A 15911-nucleotide genomic window follows, 5' to 3' on the forward strand; every position below is an offset into this window, starting at 1 on the left:
GGTGATATAGATCACCGTAAAGCCACATCACTGTTTTTGATTACTCAACCTGGGTTAATGGAATGATAGAATATGATTAAACAAGAGAGGGGTCGGCCCGGATGTGGACTGCATTCATGTGGGGCGGCATCTCTGCCTCAGCGGTTGTCATTGGCGCACTCGCAGCCTTGTTTCTGAAGATTCCCAAACGAGTCATTGGATGGATCATGGCTTTTGGGACAGGAACATTAATTGGTGCAGCGACCTTTGAACTTCTCGGAGATGCGCTGAATGATGGAGGAATAATACCTACCGCCATTGGATTTACGGCGGGTGCCGTTGTGTATACCCTGTTTGACCTGCTCGTTTCTGCAAAGGGAGGGGCGGGGCGTAAACGTTCGGCAAAGTCGGGAGACTCGAACCAAAGCGGGCTTGGGATCTTTGCAGGAACAGTAATGGATGCTATCCCGGAATCCATCATGCTTGGTGCCAGCTTGCTGGCCGGTAACGGTGTCAGTGTGGTCCTGGTAGTATCGATCTTTGTCAGCAACATTCCTGAAGGTCTGTCCAGTACGGTTGGACTACAGGGCAAATACAGTCGTGGCAAAATCATATTAATGTGGCTGAGTGTACTATTGATCTCCGCGATTGCAGCACTGGGTGGATATCTGTTTCTGGAACAGCTTCCAGAGGAGATGGGTGCAGCGATTGGTGCATTTGCAGGTGGCGGAATCATTGCCATGATCTGCTCGACGATGATGCCGGAAGCCTTTGAAGAGGGTGGGCCTGTTGTGGGTTTGATTGCATCCATGGGATTGCTTGTGTCGCTGTTGCTGGATCTGTAGATGACAGAACAAGTTTCCGATCTATGAGTTGAATTTTACATAAAAAGAGTATCCGAACAGAGTGTTTTCTGATTGGATACTCTTTTTTTGCCAAAACAGCTTCCTACGCATCTGCAAGTTTTCGTACCTAATTCATTGGCTTCGGGCAGGCGATTCAATTTTTTCCCTGAGCTGCTCCAGTTGTAGAATAAGGATGCAGTTTCCTGTAACCTGAAGCAGTCCCTGAGATTGCATCATGGCGAGTTTACGACTAAGTGTCTCTGGTGTGATACCGAGCAGCAGAGCCATATCTTTTTTGAAAACAGGCAAGCGTATCTCATGTTTTGCATGATTTCGGGTATGAAAATACAAAAGCAACTTGGCAATCTTCTGTTCCGTTGTCATCGCACTGAGCGAGCTGTTCCATTCATCTGTTTCACGGAGCAGCTTGGTAATGGCAAGCAGGAAATGATAAGCAAGCTTCGGATCATGTTCAAGTAATTGGTCAAAGTCATGTTTGCTGATAGAGCAGATGGCTGAAGGCTCCAGAATTTCGGCGTTCGCGGCATGTGGTTTTTGGTGTAACAGGGAATCTTGTCCGAAGAAATCACCGGGAAACAGAAACCGAATAATATGTTCCTTGCCATTTTCATTGTATTTGGATAACTTCACACCTCCCTGATGAACCACATAAAGCGTATCTGAGCGTTCTCCCTCCTGGACGACAACTTCGCCTTTGTTATATTTGCGGGTATGCAGAAGGGAGATCAACAAGGCAGCTTCGGATGGATCAAGATGCTGGAACAGAGATACTTTGGAGAAACAGGCATCCTTCACTTCGTGTGTACAGATCATCGTTTAATCACCTCGAATGGTTCAGGATAAGTATAGCCATTATCTATTGTCATGTCTCAGTGAGACATCGCGGGTCCACCATGATCAGTTCCATCCTTGGTCACACGCAGAACAGCGGCAGCGCCTTTGGCTACATGGTTGAACTGATGGGTTACAATCGCATAATCACCTTCTTCGGTCACGGTGAACTCTACGACAGCTCCACCACTTGCGGGAAGCATAACCGTCTGTATTCCATACTGGATGTTGCGTGGATTTCCATCCGTATACACACGGTCCATAATGGTACCCACAACGTGGAAGGATGAGACTTCATTGGGTCCGGCATTACTGACATAGATTCGCACCGTATCTCCTACTTTGGCTAACAGGGGATGTTTTATTAATCCATAATCATTGCCGTTAAATACGACATAATCCGGTTCCCCGTTCAAAAAAGCTTCGTAGTCATGTTCTTTGTACCATTCACTCTGAACAAGGGTATACTCACGATCAACCAAGTGATCGGAAGGGTATCCTGCTTTGGGTTCCACAATAATCATGCCGTACATCCCGTTGGCGATATGGGCAAGGACCGGTTTGGTTCCACAGTGATACATGAATACACCGGGTGAGGAGGTGGAATAGGTGAACGTGCCTTCCTTGCCTGGCATAACATCAATAAATTTGCTGCTGGGAGCAGCATGTACAGCGTGAAAATCCATGGAGTGAGGCAGGCTGGAATCTTTATTTTTCAACGTGAACACCAAGGTATCTCCCTCGGTCACTCGTAGGACGGGTCCGGGAACGGTGCCATTAAATGTCCAAGCGTTGTAGATCACACCTTCGGAGATTTCGACATCTGTAACTTGGGCCGTCATTTCAATATATACCGTAGTACCTTCTCTGCGAATGATCGGGTCCACCGGGGGTTGACTGATCGCAGAGGAGGAGGAGACTTCATCGTGGTCAACAGGTTTAACTGTATCGGTTGAACTACAGTGAGAGAGAGTTGCTGTGAATATAGCGAATACGAGTGACCATTTATATACATTCAGTAAGGAGGACATAGTTGCACAACCTTTACTCAAGTGATGTTTTTCACAATCTAAAAAGCAGGTTTTCTTTCATTTCAGTAGTTATTTAGTTATAGATTACGTTATTGAGGTGGAGACGGGTGTGATGAGGCACACACTTGGGTATGTCGTATTAGAGGCATTTCCAACAATCTGTCTTCAATTGTTGTGCTGAGCAACGGAGTTTCATATAATTTTAGAGAGATGGATTGGTAAATGTTGAGTATTTTGACGCTGTGTATGTCGTAGTTTCAGAAGAAAGGTGGATACAGGATGAAACGTTTCGAAGATGAAGGTGCGTATAAGTATAGTTTCTATTCGGTTCTTCGACGGGGAGAGCGGATTGATGTGAAATGTCCCAAATGCGGTGGGCACGCTTCGATTGATCAACGGAATGGTCAAATGGGGTGGAAGTGTTACGAATGTTACGCTCAAGCTTTTGAAGGACCAGTATATCAATATAAAGCCAAGGGGAATTGCGCTGTATGTGAACGTTGGTTTAACGTGGAAGTCACAGACGAGAAGAAAACGTCTCACCGATCGACGCATGTGGAATGTCCGCATTGTGGTTCTGTGAATCAGGTTGAATTACACGCCAAGCCGACATACCAAAGGTGTTTTTCCGAGATTTGTGCAGGGAAAGATCCTGTGTTCGGGCTGGAATTATACTTCCTGGATAATTTCAGAGGAAAAATAATATGGGCTGTGAATCGGGAGCATCTGAATTATCTCATCGCTTATGTCTCCGCAGATCTGCGTGTAAAATACGGCAATATGCCTATACGAACGGCTTCACATAGTATTCCTTCTTATATCAAGGATGCGAAGAACAGGGATGTAGTTGTGCGTACACTGTCGAAGCTTCAGCACAAGACTGGATAAGACTGAAAGCGAAGAGTTAAAGCCGCAAGGAGAGAAGACATGAAACTACGAGTTAAACTTACTATTTTTGCAGTCATTCTGGGTATGTTGATGATTCCGGCTTATTTTATTTTACAGACATTTGGTGTATTTCAAAAAGAGACAGTATTATCTGACTATGCTCTGGCCGTTGATGTTAATGGGAAGTCCTATGGGGCTTGGCCGCTGATTAACAGTTTTGCAGCGATGGACAAAGAGGAAGATAACCGTCAGTTTTATTACCGAATTGATATGAATCATATCCAATACCTGTTTAATCTGGCCTATAAGGAGTATGATGTGAAGCCCGGCGGGGACAATCCGTATCTGGCTGGTACTGTAAACTATCAACATACGGATCACAACTATGTGCAGACTGAAAGAAAGTATGAGAACGCCAATGATTTTGCAACGGTCTTAAATCTGTATGATCAGGATGGGCAGGTGATCTACACCTACGATAATACCGGCAAAGCGGATAACGAATTGGTGAAGTCCATCATTCATCAGGGAATGAGCCGTAATAGTGGCGGTAGTAGCGAAGCTGCCCGCGATCCGTATATCAATATTACGGCGTTATTCCGTGACAAGCTGAACATCGATGTGAAACTGACGGTGGATGAGGAACACAAAGTGGTTACCATTCGAATGAACAAATCGGAGGCGAGATGATGAATGAGTATGGTGTACAACATGGACCTGCTTATCTGGAAGGATTAATTAGGAAGGAAGAGAACATAAAGTCCGATGAAGTGGAGTGGAAAGGCAAACTTCAAATGAGTGACGGTCATGATAAATTCCATATTTTTTATTATGGTGACTTGACGGAAGATGATCTGATTGCCTGGCATGATTCGACACCTCTTCTTGTATATGCGGAGCATACGGTCACGGGTGAGCGCTATCTGCTCATTGATACCGCCAAGCACGGATATGATGCCATGTTATGTGAGACCTATTCGGAAGACGCACTACATGACAGACCCCTTCGTCCTTACCTGGATGTTGAAGGAGAGGACATCTTTGAAGTAGAGTTGACGGCTTACTACAATGTGCCTTGGGATGAAGAGTTTGGCGAAGATGTAGATGAAAATGGTGCATATGAACTGATTACGGGAGAGCGCATGCATTTTGATCAGGTCAAGCGTGATGGATATGATGCTTTTGCCATTCGCATTCTGAATCGTAAAGGAGTATGGACTGAAATTGTACAGGAAGAACTGGCTTAGATCCTGAAAACGAATGAACCAAACTGAGATGGGAGATGTCGACAAATGTATATTGTATCCCGTGTACTTAAGCCGGTTCCAGCGGAGGAACTGGATCACTTTGAACAACAGCACGCCATCTCGCTACCTTTATCATACCGTACCTGGATTGAACAATATGGGGAAGGTACATACACGGGATGGATGAATGTGCAGAGGCCAGACCCGGAAGTGTTGAAGCCTTTTGTGGATTATGATTTTTGGATACATACGGATGATTCGCCTATAAGTCAGCAGCAACTTGAGCAGTGCATCTCCATCGGCAGTTCTGTAGATGGAGATTTCCTTGCTGTTCATCCGGAAGTTGAGGGGCTGTTGTGGCTACCGCGTCATGATGAAAATATCACCTTATGGACATGCTCGGAGACTGAATTTGGCGAAACGCTGGACCGGATCTATTGTGGGTATTACCATCAGGATAAACCAATAACGCCACTTTATTTTGAGCCGTGGAATGAGCTGCGGAAACATACGTTTTACCATTTTTCAGGGACGGAACAAGGAAGCACCATGAAGGAACTCGCCGATACATGCAAAACAGAATTTAAGTGGGATGCTGTGTTGGAGAATGAGTACATGTGCAAGATGTTCATGGTGTCGATGGGAGGATATTTACGATTTAACTATGCAGCTGGGAGAGAAGTTGCCCTGTTCTATGAAGAAAAGAATGGTGCGGAGGAGGCGACGGATAACGAAATCAGTATGTTCTTGCAGGCACATCATTGTACGGCATATGAATAGGGGCAGAGTGGAGGGACACCTATGAGTTGGTTAAAGGAAGACATTGCGGAACAATGGCGCAATGAAGGCAAGCGTTATGCAAGGGATGTCAATGCATTTGTCCGGAGAAGTATGCAGGGAGAGCAACCGGATGAATCCGAGTTGGAGGTAGACTCCAGAAGCGGAATGAGTACTGAAGTATTCCATATGGTGAGACAGGCCAATCTCCATGGTGATGTGGAGGTGCTTCGACATGAGCTACCCGCAGCGACGTGGCCATTGAACGAGGCGTTTCAGGCTTCCATGCAAGCGGTCAAAGTTGTAGGTTATCTGAACGAGGAAACGATTGTATGTAATACGGGGATTTTCACGGAGAATAGTCAGATATATACGATGGATCAGCACGGATGGCAGTTGATCTCTCCATATACTTTTGCAGGTTGCTCATCGGATGGACTTGACTTTGCGCTTGCAGGACCGGATGGGATTCGTATCATTCGTCAGCCAGATCGCAAGTTGGAAGGACAGGAGATAGCGACATATCAATGGGAAGATATTCAAGCCCGGATACAGTCGGCATTACCTCGGATTGAATCACTTGCGGACTGTGAGCATCCCGAACGGACACTTGAAGGACTTATCCCTATCGATGAAGGCAAAGCACTACTCATACATTCAAGATACGGGATATATCTCGTCACACAAGCCCAGGTGACCTTGCTTCATCCCGATCTGGCAGAGATCGAAGAGTATGAGCTAGAGGATACACAGATAGATATGGGACATGCAGCTGTATCAAGGAATTGTAGATGGATTGCCTATGGCAGCCAAGGAAGCAATCATATGGTGATGGACCGTCGGCTGAGCAAGACATACTCTCTCTATCCAGAATCGAGCTACCCTCATTATGCAGCATTCACCGGTGATAACCAGAACGTCTGGTTTAACGCATGTCATTTCTATAACGGGGTCACGATACAGGTCCCGCTGGAATCAATTGCAGGCAACGAAACGAAGGAAGATTGGCCAGTGATGGATGAGAATGCACGTGTGTATGCAGCAGTGGAAATAGAGGCCGGCATGGTGCTTGGAGATGCATATGGTTATCTGTATTGTGTGAATAACAAGGGAAAGGAAGTATGGCGCCATTTTGTAGGTAGTACGATCTATTCTCTCGCCGTATCACCAGAGCAGTCCAAGCTGGCAGTTGGTACATATGGTGGCATGCTGCATGTGCTTGATCTTCGTTCCAAAGAAATGGACGAGTACGGGATCGGTACAGGCACTCTTCGTGAGTTGGAGCGGTATGTGTTGTGGCGTGGAGAAGAACCTCTTCGCTGGTAAGGTCGTATTACAACCTGCAAAGGGGTGAAGGGATGGAACGTGAAGAGGCTGTAACGTTATTAAAATGTCACTCCTTTTCTTATGATGATCTGAGTCATCCCAAGATGGAGAACGGTTTTATTGGCAGTCTGCGGCCTTTCCGTGGACATTTGATTAAGGAGAATTTTCATGAGTTGATGGAGATACTGCGTGTTCTGGCGTCCGAACTTGCACGGCCTTCACTGGATCGGGAAGTCATGGCATGTCTATGGGGAATTACTCATATGGCCCGTGCTTGGGCCGTTGAACCCGAAGGCATGCTTCGCAACAACAACCTCATTTCCGACGAACAGGTGGCGTTGATGGAACAATGGCTTAATTTGTTATCTTATGCAGTCATGATTCTGATTGAAGGCGGCGGAGAGGAAGAAGCGTTTTGGGAATATCATCAATATCTACAAGAAGAGAAGAACTGAGTTAGGGGAGGTGTGGTGAGATTGGAGCAGAATGTATCATTAAACGTGCTAATGGACGAGTTGAGTCACTTGTTAGATGAGAGAATACAGGATCAAGAGATTCGGCAATTGTTTGCAGAATATCAACATCGGGAAGGTGCATCCGAGGAAAGTCTGGATCTATTCGAAAAGGAGTATGGCGTCCGGCTGCCTGGCGATTTTCGTGCCTTTTACCAAAGGAAAGACGGTAGTGGCTACGGGTTGCATGTGCTGTACCCGGGTGATGCCGAGACGGGCAGATGTATACCCTTTTATCTGATGTCATTGGAAGAGATTCGAGAGACCAAACAATACTTCTGTGAAGTGGATGAGAAGCTTGAAGAGTATTATTCTGCCGAAGAGATCAGCCAGCTGGACCCGGAGATCAAACCATACCTGTTCCATAAACCATGGATTCCTTTTGCAACGATCGCAGGTGGTTCACTGTATCTGATGCTCGATTTTGATCCGACGGATGAAGGGGCGTATGGGCAGATTATTATGTATGTGCACGATCCGGACTTTGTCTATTATCTAACGCCTACCTTCACGGATCTCCTCAGTATGTCTAACCGTAATCTGAAGATGATGGATGAGATCACGTATTAAATTCTGCACGATTAGAAAATTCCTTCAATAATAAAGAAGCTGCCGAAGCAGCTCCTTTATCTGAACCAGTACTTTGAATAAGTCTAATGATTACCACTGGAAGAAACGATGTCCGTGAAATCCTCCGCCTGGAGGTCCTCCGTGTCCACCTCCATGAGGTCCGCCTGGATAGCCACCTCCTGGGAAATGACCAGGGTGTCCACCGGGGTAACCACCGCCGGGATATCCACCATGCCACCAAGGACCACCGATCGGATATGGTAGTGGAACAGGAACGATGGGCGGGTATGGATAAGGATAAGGGTAAGGATACGGTGGGGGTGGCGGATAATAAGGGTAAGGATAACCCGCAGGTTGCGGGGATGACACTGAACCAGGGCCGTATGCCATGTAACAAGCCTCCAATAACTTCATTGATGATATCAGCCTATGCCACCGTGGTTTCAGATGATACAGCAGATTGAAGATTAATGAATAATGAGTAATGAGGGGGAACCTATGGTAGCCGTAGCTTTTCACACTGATCCAAGAGGAACTGCCTATGAACTATTGATTGACGAATTGATCGAGAAGACAGATCGTTTTATGCTGGTTGACAGAAAATATGCTGAGGAAGCTACACCTGAAAGAGTTACTACAGTGTTACGGAGATTGGATCCGTATTTGATTGAAAGCAGTACGATGGAAGAAATGATGATGAAAAGTGGCGCCATGTATTCAGAGGGGATTTATTACATATATCGTTGCACGCCGGAATCAGGGCAGATCCTTAAGGAGGAAGCCAACCGCTTTCATGACTGGTTATATCCCTCAATGCCAGATGATCTTTGTTTTTTGAACGAGGATGGAAGTGACTACTTCTACACTGTTGCTCATGAGAATATGTATGGCATGCATATTACACAAGAAGAAGCAATTGAGCTAATGGAGCGAATCACTGGGTTATTTTTTAGATTAGATCGACATCAGGACATTCATTGCTTACTGGACGATGCGATTAGACATCAGACGGATGTGCTGAATATTAGTTCACATTACTTGAAAGAGATTCCGGAACGTATTCGGGAATTAAAGCACTTGAAACGTTTGACAATTTTTGAGCAGGATGTTTATACGCTTCCTCCAGCCCTTTTCGAACTGACATCATTGGAAGAATTGGAGATCATGACGGCGGATTTGGAAGGTATTCACCAAGACATTGGAAAATTGAAACAACTTCGAGAGCTTAGAATTTATTGCGGCAGTTCTTATCATGTTCCGACCGGATGGAAGCCTAAGGAGAAGTCGGATCTTGGTCTGAAACATATTCCAGCCGAGATTGGTGAATTGAGCGAACTCGTAACTCTGGATATAGGCTATTCGGGCATACGTGAGCTTCCGCCTGAACTGGAGAAACTAAAGAAACTACGTTATTTGAGTGTAACTGATGGTTTGATCGAGGGAACGCCAGACATGGTCAAGCGAATGAGTTGGCTTCAGAGTGTAAATTTGAACAGTACTCCATTAGGGATTAGTTGTGATGACATCTCCGACGAAGCAGAACTTTAATAGCCAATGAGCCCTGCTCGGGATGTCCGAGTCAGGGATATTTGTTATGCGAGGAAAACTTGGCGGAAATGGGCTCACGTATCTGGGCGCTGGGCATAAGCTGGCATATAGGTTATGACCTAAACCGAGAGCGAAGGGCAGGCGTTTTATTTTGGCAACCTCATACATGGATTACACTTTACCAACCACCGAATTTACTTACGATTTGAGCAATAACCCGTTATTCAAGAAGGATGAGAACAACTATATTAACGCTCTTTCCATCAAGCAGTTAAACACACTGGGCAATGCTTCTTTACTGGATATTTTCCTCAACACGGGCAATGTGGTTGAACCACATACGCATCAGAATGCAACGGAGTTGGTATACTGCATCAGCGGTGCGGCAGTTGTTTCCCTCATTAATCCGTTTACCAACGAGCTTCTTCATTTCCCGATTACTCCGGGGCAGGTGGCTAACGTTCCTCAAGGCTGGTGGCACTATGAAGTGGCTACTGCAGATCACACGCACTTACTCGCAATATTTGATGCTCCGGTTCCTGAAGCGATATTTGGCTCAGACACCTTACGTCTTACCCCTGCAAAACTTTTGGCTTATACGTACTGTCTGGATGAGAAAAAAGTTCAAGAAGCGCTGGCTCCCATTCAAAAAACAGTGATTATTGGCCCGCCGGCAGATTGCCAGCCTTCAACGGCTCCTGCCTCTAACAGTGCTCCAAATGTGAATCATCAGCCTTACGTAATGCCTAATGTACAACCCAATGTACAGCCAAACATGCAACCAAACACACAACCCAATGTACAACCAAACATGCAACCCAACTCACAGCCGAACAACCAACCAAACATGCAACCTTACGTAAACCGTCTTCCGTACTGGGGCACTTGGGTTGATCCACGTATTATTCATGAGCCGGGCTGTCCGTATTATAGAGAGCTTCCTATGAATACGAATAATCAAGAGGACAGATGACGGTCATGAGGCGAGGTTTATCTAATACACATAAGTATTTCAGTTAAATTAGGTATAGCAAAAGAAGCGTCCGCAAAGGAACGCTTCTTTTGTTGATTAAAGGTGTCTTCAAACCTGCTGAAAGCCGATGCATACCTGAACGTGTCCGGAGCATGGAGTGCTAACGAATCGTAGGCGTCTTAATCAAGGATTTGAGGCGTGCTCAAAAATCTAAAGAATCTGAGACACGTTATATCAGAATAAACAGCCGTATGAAGTGTTTTTATCGGGGATTTTGGGAAATAACGAGTCTGAGGTTCCTTACAATTTTAACTGAGGACCTAGAGGCCAAATAAGATGTCCTGAGTTCCTAAGAAAATTTTCAACCCATTCCCCAGAGACCGCAGGATAGTACTTCAAGACTTTTTAGGCGCTGACATCCATCATCGATAGCTTGCCTGAGGTTAAAGAAGAACAGCTATTTAATTTACGATGTGTAATTTCGTCCCAAGCCAAGCTCCGTCAATAATTGACGATAAGCTATCGAAGTACGGTCTGCGGGAATATGGGCCTCGGCATGCAGATCAAGGGGCAGATCCTCCGGTTTCTGTGACTCGACCATCTCGCGGTCTTCTTCAAATACCTGCAAGTTGAACTTGATTGTGTCTTCAATCGGAGCGTCTTTGTCAAAGTTGCGTGTGATTGGACAGAATAAACGTGTATAACGGGCAGAGATTGGCGAAGCACAATTCAGAATATTCAGCTTGTCGTCTCCTGGGAAATGTACCGTAAGAGAAGCCGCAAAAGGTGGGAACACTCGAAACTCGCGCAGCCATTGGAAACCTTCAGGTGCAACAAGATCTTGTCCTTTGCCATAGTTACTTACAGTACTCCAATACTCAGCCAGTAACTCATTACCTTCGCGTTTCACCTTGTACTGGGGGACTTCGGTGTTGTTTCGGTCACCAAACGTTTCGGTATGCACATAGGCAAAATGGGATACATCCAGGAATCCCTCCATTTGTCGTCCAGAGGAACCAGCAATGTCAAAGTTGGGCGGCAGAATATTGATATAATCCGGATCATCCCATCCAGGGAAGGAGGGGATCTGTTCTTCCGTTCCCGCCAAAGTGGTCCAGATCAAGCCAAAACGTTCGACTGCCGGGTACACGATAAGTTTGAGCTTAGGCGAGATATTGGAGCTTGGGTGCGCAGGTACTGCGGTACATTTTCCTTCACAATTATAACGGAAACCATGATAAGGGCAGACAATCTCGCCATTTTCTACCCAGCCTTTACTAAGTGGAGCCCCGCGGTGAAAACAAAGATCCTTGGCTACCACAACCTGATCATTACTGCGATAGAGAACCAGCTTCACATCGAGTAATTGAGCAGCCAGGGGTTTGTCTGTTACTTCGGTTGCTTGGGCTACCGGGTACCAATATTGGGATAATACATGCCAGTCTTCAGCGGTGAACGTACACCCTCTAGGTAATTCGGAAGTCATTGTATGGTTTGCGTTGTAAGTTATCATAGGAAACACTCCTTGCTGATATGGATAAACGATTCTCTTTTTTTTCATGTCAGAAAAGTTAACTTTATTAGCCGTATGTTACTACTCTTTTGGTCAAAATATCAATATATCCAACCTACTTTTAGTTGAAATCACAAACAGTTCAGTAAAAACCGTACATGGATACGGAAAAACGCGGATTTTTCTTACGTTAGATGTTAATTGTAGAAAAGAGAATAACCTTTCAGTATGTTTTTCCATTACTGATTACTAACTCCATGGAGGTTGTCCTGCCATCAGAATTCATTGTGAATATCCGTTAGTTGAGCAACCATTCTTGTGGGCATAAAAAGATTTTCGCGAAAATGTCACAGATCCCAGCCGTCATTTGTCTACAGTATGTAAACCAAATGACGGAGGCGAATGAAAAATGAATTTAAGAACGAATTACAGATTAGCGAGTCCAGGCGCTTTTAAAGCGATGATGGCAATGGAGCAATATATATCCGGGCAATTTGAAAATAAAGTATTGTATGAGCTGTTAAAAATCCGAGTGTCCCAGATTAATGGTTGCGCCTTTTGTCTAGATATGCATGCCAAAGATCTGATGAAACTGGGAGATTATGCGGATCATATTTTATTGCTGAGTGTGTGGCGTGAAGTGCCTTTCTTCACGGATCAAGAACGTGTTATGCTGGAGCTGGCTGAAGCGGTGACCCGAATCTCGGAACACGGTGTACCACTTGCGTTATACGATAAGGTTCGTGAACATTTCAGTGAATCCGAACTGGTGGATCTGATCTTGGCCATTAACACGATTAATAACTGGAACCGGATTGCGATCACAACTGGGATGTATCCGGGTTGCTTTAACTAAAATACACGCACTATGCCAGAGGGGGCCATTCTTATGAATTCCAATCTCCACGCCAATGAGCCAGATGAGTCTTCTCTGGATGTTGGTGAGTTGTATATTCGTTATAAAAAATATGCATTTTCAATAGCTTACCGCATGTTGGGCAGTGTGGTAGAAGCTGAAGATATTGTGCAGGATTGCTTTGCGGGGATTCAGAGCACGTCTGCTCAGGATATTCGTAATCCCAAGTCCTACATCGCCAGATTGATTGTGAACCGAAGTTTGAATCTGCTAAATTCCGCCCGTAATCAGAGGGAAAGTTATGTTGGTGAGTGGTTGCCAGAGCCGATGGGTGACAGTGAAGAGGCGAACATGCCAGAGGAAACGATGGAGAAAAAAGAGCTGATCTCCTACGCCTATCTGGTCATGTTGGAGCGTCTATCGCCCATGGAACGGGCTGTTTTTGTCCTTCGTGAAGCGTTCCGATATGATTATTCCGAAATAGCGGATTGGCTGGGCAAAACGGAGAGTAACTGTCGTCAAATCTTTAGCCGCGCCAGACGAAATCTGCCCGAAAGACTTCCGCCGATCGAGCAGAGTGATGCGGATATGATAGCCAAAGGTGAATTGCTGAGCCGTTTTACAACGGCTTTCCTTCGTTATGATGTCTCTGCTATGCTCGAGTTACTCGCGGATCAGCCTGTATTTACAGCAGATGGCGGTGGCGTTGTGCATACGGTTATGAGAACAATGAACGTGCACAAAGGTGTGCTTGCACTCCTGACCTCACGGCGAGTCCTTACACGATTGCGTGAAAGAGAATGGGTACCGATGTGCATCAATGGCGAACTTCAACTCGCGTTGATGAAAGAAGGGCAGTTGTCCGAGGTACTCTGTTTGGAGCTGGACGCTTCCGGAGAGCGGATTGAGGGTGTGTATCTCGTTGTCAATCCGAACAAACTTACATCAATAGTCACTTCAACTCTTTGATCCAAACGTAACGACTTGATATGTAGACTTAAAAGCGACAACCTCTGTCACGAGGATTGCCGCTTTTTTGGCATTCACATTTTGCGATTCAGCATCCGATTATTCACGGGCAAATTGTTGTTGAACAGGTTCAATGATTGCTCTGACTTCAGGTGTAAGCTCATCATTGTTCTGATTGAGAACCAGTAAAATCTTTTCCATAGTGTCCAGAAGAACACTCTCCGTATTGGGCTCCCGCTTAGCCAAAGCTTTCTCGTAAGCCTGTTTCACCTCAGGGTCCATGGTGCGAATTTCTTCATCCGTGTACCAATCATAAGCAGGCGTGTTGTCACTTCCATAAAAGAGATAATCCACAAATAACCCTTGCTTCACTGCTGATGTGCGATTGGAATTCGGGAAGTTGTTCAAAAAGGCTTCTTTCTCCAATGCACGCTGGATTAATTCGTTCCAAGAGATGATAATGCCCCCATCTGAAGTTGTCATTTGGTTGGACTCGGTAGCCATAATATCAATGTATGCAGCAATATCAGCCTTTACAAAAGGCTTGAACTTTTGGTATATCTCATAATTGATGATGGGGTAATACAAGCCTTCACTGGTTTCCAGTTTGAACCCGAGATCTGAAGCTTCCTGCAGAAGTTTCTTCACGGTCGGATCTTTAATTTCTTTGAGCAGACGACTATATGTAAGCTTCTGTTCGTAACCAAGTTGTTCATGGGCTTGAGATATGGCCTGTTGAAATTGTTCCGTATACATTTGGTAGTCCATATTAGCCAATTTCACGTTCTGCATGTTCTCCAGTTGCAGCGTCATTAGTGTGGCCTGCCAAGGGTCGACTTTATCGATATGATTCATCAGGTATTTACGCGCTTTAACCAGACTTTCTGTGGACTTTACTGCTTCTGTTCGATAGGTTTGGAATTGATGATACACCGCTTTGGAAGCGGGGACAGGTGCAGCTAGTGTTGTTGAAGGTGTGAGTGTTGCGCCAATGGCAGTACAGCCAAGAGCCATAGCCAGTAAACCAAGTTTAGCAGGTTGCTTCCATCTCATTTGTATACCTCCCCATTAATGAAGAAAAAGCCATTTGAATTCTCGTATAACGGCATTTCACCCTATTTTATATGTATGATCCGTAAGTTGAATATGTACGGGTTTGTCTTTGATTAAACCAGTTTCTGGTAAGCGAATCAAGTGTCTTCAGTAGGAAAATGATTACAAATAATGAAAGAACAGCCCCTATAACCCGAAAGGGTTCAAGAGACTGTTCTGGGGAATCGGACTTTATTTTCTAATTAATGAAGTGGTTTATTGTTAATAGGCATCTGAGGTGCTCCGGTTGCTGGAATGTATGCCTGAAGCATCTGTTGTGTATCACTTGGAGTGAGTTGAGGTACTTGATAATAGGCGTTTTTATTCTGGAACATGAAAATTTCATAGGCCATCTCGATAAAATGCTGGATCTGTGAAGCGATGACTCGGCGAACCGTTCCATTTGTGATCTCGCTGCAAGACATGCCGAGCAGACTCGCATGTGACTTGATCAGTCCCAGCATATGACCGCTAATCCCGGCATCCTTTACATCGGCCAAGCTCTGGTTTGGCTTTTTCGGTGCTGATGGCTTAAGGCCATATACCGGTGGTACCATGTTGGGGATCATATAGGTAGCTGTCTCTTGATGAGGCTTCTGTCCGGATGCGAAACACTCTGCTGTCAGATTGTACTGGGATAGTATGAAGTTGTACTGCCGGTCCAGAATGCCAATCAGTTCCTGGCTCTGCACAAATGTGCGAAAGATCATGTATTGATCCAGGACGTTAATGTTGGAGGACAGAATCTCATGTACATCGAACATCTCATGGCCGCCATGATTCATGTTAGGAGTGACATTTGGATTAGCATTCAATGTGGGTTGTACTAAATTTTGAGGGTGCATCGAATTTGGATTCATTGTAAATTTGATTCTCCTTTGGTAAATGGTATGATTCTATATAAGCTGAACGAAAGAATATTTACACTAGCCA

General features: G+C 45.2%; 18 protein-coding genes. 12 read left to right on the plus strand and 6 right to left on the minus strand.

Going from position 1 to position 15911, the window contains the following annotated elements:
* Positions 1–101: 101 nt before the first annotated feature.
* Positions 102–824: a ZIP family metal transporter gene (locus tag PAEAM_RS09270; RefSeq protein WP_017687819.1), complete on the plus strand. Its 723-nt coding sequence runs from the start codon at positions 102–104 to the stop codon at positions 822–824.
* Between the two features lie 132 nt (positions 825–956).
* On the opposite strand, the gene PAEAM_RS09275 is transcribed toward PAEAM_RS09270, so the two are convergent.
* Together PAEAM_RS09275 and PAEAM_RS09280 are read right to left on the minus strand one after the other, a co-directional pair.
* Positions 957–1658, minus strand: coding sequence for a Crp/Fnr family transcriptional regulator (locus PAEAM_RS09275; protein ID WP_100527289.1), 702 nt, complete (start codon positions 1656–1658; stop codon positions 957–959).
* A gap of 56 nt (positions 1659–1714) precedes the next feature.
* Entirely contained in the window at positions 1715–2707 is a 993-nt protein-coding gene (locus tag PAEAM_RS09280) for a multicopper oxidase domain-containing protein (protein ID WP_100527290.1), read from the minus strand.
* 279 nt (positions 2708–2986) lie between these two features.
* On the opposite strand from PAEAM_RS09280, the gene PAEAM_RS09285 reads away from it, so the two are divergent.
* Genes PAEAM_RS09285 through PAEAM_RS09315 form a run of 7 tightly spaced genes read left to right on the plus strand, consistent with a single transcriptional unit; the run spans position 2987 to position 8027 of the window.
* Entirely contained in the window at positions 2987–3595 is a 609-nt protein-coding gene (locus tag PAEAM_RS09285) for a hypothetical protein (RefSeq protein ID WP_100527291.1), read from the plus strand.
* Positions 3596–3634: 39 nt separating this feature from the next.
* On the plus strand, positions 3635–4285 hold the full coding sequence (locus PAEAM_RS09290) for a hypothetical protein (protein WP_100527292.1): 651 nt from the start codon (positions 3635–3637) through the stop codon (positions 4283–4285).
* Positions 4282–4842: a hypothetical protein gene (locus PAEAM_RS09295; RefSeq protein WP_100527293.1), complete on the plus strand. Its 561-nt coding sequence runs from the start codon at positions 4282–4284 to the stop codon at positions 4840–4842. The genes PAEAM_RS09290 and PAEAM_RS09295 overlap by 4 nt, the downstream gene beginning before the upstream one ends.
* Positions 4843–4887: 45 nt before the next feature.
* The gene (locus PAEAM_RS09300) at positions 4888–5622 is read left to right on the plus strand and encodes an SMI1/KNR4 family protein (protein WP_100527294.1); all 735 of its coding nucleotides are present in this window, start codon (positions 4888–4890) and stop codon (positions 5620–5622) included.
* A gap of 21 nt (positions 5623–5643) precedes the next feature.
* Entirely contained in the window at positions 5644–6945 is a 1302-nt protein-coding gene (locus PAEAM_RS09305) for a hypothetical protein (protein ID WP_100527295.1), read from the plus strand.
* Positions 6946–6977: 32 nt separating this feature from the next.
* Entirely contained in the window at positions 6978–7400 is a 423-nt protein-coding gene (locus PAEAM_RS09310) for a hypothetical protein (RefSeq protein ID WP_100527296.1), read from the plus strand.
* Positions 7401–7421: 21 nt separating this feature from the next.
* Positions 7422–8027: an SMI1/KNR4 family protein gene (locus tag PAEAM_RS09315; RefSeq protein WP_243391286.1), complete on the plus strand. Its 606-nt coding sequence runs from the start codon at positions 7422–7424 to the stop codon at positions 8025–8027.
* A 90-nt stretch (positions 8028–8117) separates the two neighbouring features.
* Here PAEAM_RS09315 and PAEAM_RS09320 read toward each other — a convergent pair whose 3' ends face one another.
* Positions 8118–8417, minus strand: coding sequence for a hypothetical protein (locus PAEAM_RS09320; protein WP_133120422.1), 300 nt, complete (start codon positions 8415–8417; stop codon positions 8118–8120).
* A 108-nt stretch (positions 8418–8525) separates the two neighbouring features.
* Between PAEAM_RS09320 and PAEAM_RS09325 the strand changes: the two genes are divergently transcribed.
* Positions 8526–9575 carry a leucine-rich repeat domain-containing protein gene (locus tag PAEAM_RS09325; RefSeq protein WP_100527298.1) on the plus strand — a complete coding sequence of 350 codons (1050 nt, stop codon included), beginning with the start codon at positions 8526–8528 and terminating at the stop codon, positions 9573–9575.
* 151 nt (positions 9576–9726) lie between these two features.
* Positions 9727–10548 carry a cupin domain-containing protein gene (locus PAEAM_RS09330; protein WP_100527299.1) on the plus strand — a complete coding sequence of 274 codons (822 nt, stop codon included), beginning with the start codon at positions 9727–9729 and terminating at the stop codon, positions 10546–10548.
* A gap of 466 nt (positions 10549–11014) precedes the next feature.
* On the opposite strand, the gene PAEAM_RS09335 is transcribed toward PAEAM_RS09330, so the two are convergent.
* Positions 11015–12061 carry an aromatic ring-hydroxylating oxygenase subunit alpha gene (locus PAEAM_RS09335; protein ID WP_100527300.1) on the minus strand — a complete coding sequence of 349 codons (1047 nt, stop codon included), beginning with the start codon at positions 12059–12061 and terminating at the stop codon, positions 11015–11017.
* A 409-nt stretch (positions 12062–12470) separates the two neighbouring features.
* Between PAEAM_RS09335 and PAEAM_RS09340 the strand changes: the two genes are divergently transcribed.
* The gene (locus PAEAM_RS09340; protein WP_100527301.1) at positions 12471–12917 is read left to right on the plus strand and encodes a carboxymuconolactone decarboxylase family protein; all 447 of its coding nucleotides are present in this window, start codon (positions 12471–12473) and stop codon (positions 12915–12917) included.
* A 33-nt stretch (positions 12918–12950) separates the two neighbouring features.
* Positions 12951–13886, plus strand: coding sequence for a sigma-70 family RNA polymerase sigma factor (locus PAEAM_RS09345; protein ID WP_100527302.1), 936 nt, complete (start codon positions 12951–12953; stop codon positions 13884–13886).
* Between the two features lie 99 nt (positions 13887–13985).
* Here PAEAM_RS09345 and PAEAM_RS09350 read toward each other — a convergent pair whose 3' ends face one another.
* Positions 13986–14939 (minus strand): hypothetical protein, encoded by a 954-nt coding sequence (locus PAEAM_RS09350; RefSeq protein WP_100527303.1) that lies wholly within the window; start codon positions 14937–14939, stop codon positions 13986–13988.
* 242 nt (positions 14940–15181) lie between these two features.
* Positions 15182–15823, minus strand: coding sequence for a spore coat protein (locus tag PAEAM_RS09355; protein WP_100527654.1), 642 nt, complete (start codon positions 15821–15823; stop codon positions 15182–15184).
* Positions 15824–15911: the final 88 nt, after the last annotated feature.

This window comes from Paenibacillus sp. GM1FR, assembly GCF_002803315.1.
Taxonomy (GTDB): domain Bacteria; phylum Bacillota; class Bacilli; order Paenibacillales; family Paenibacillaceae; genus Paenibacillus; species Paenibacillus amylolyticus.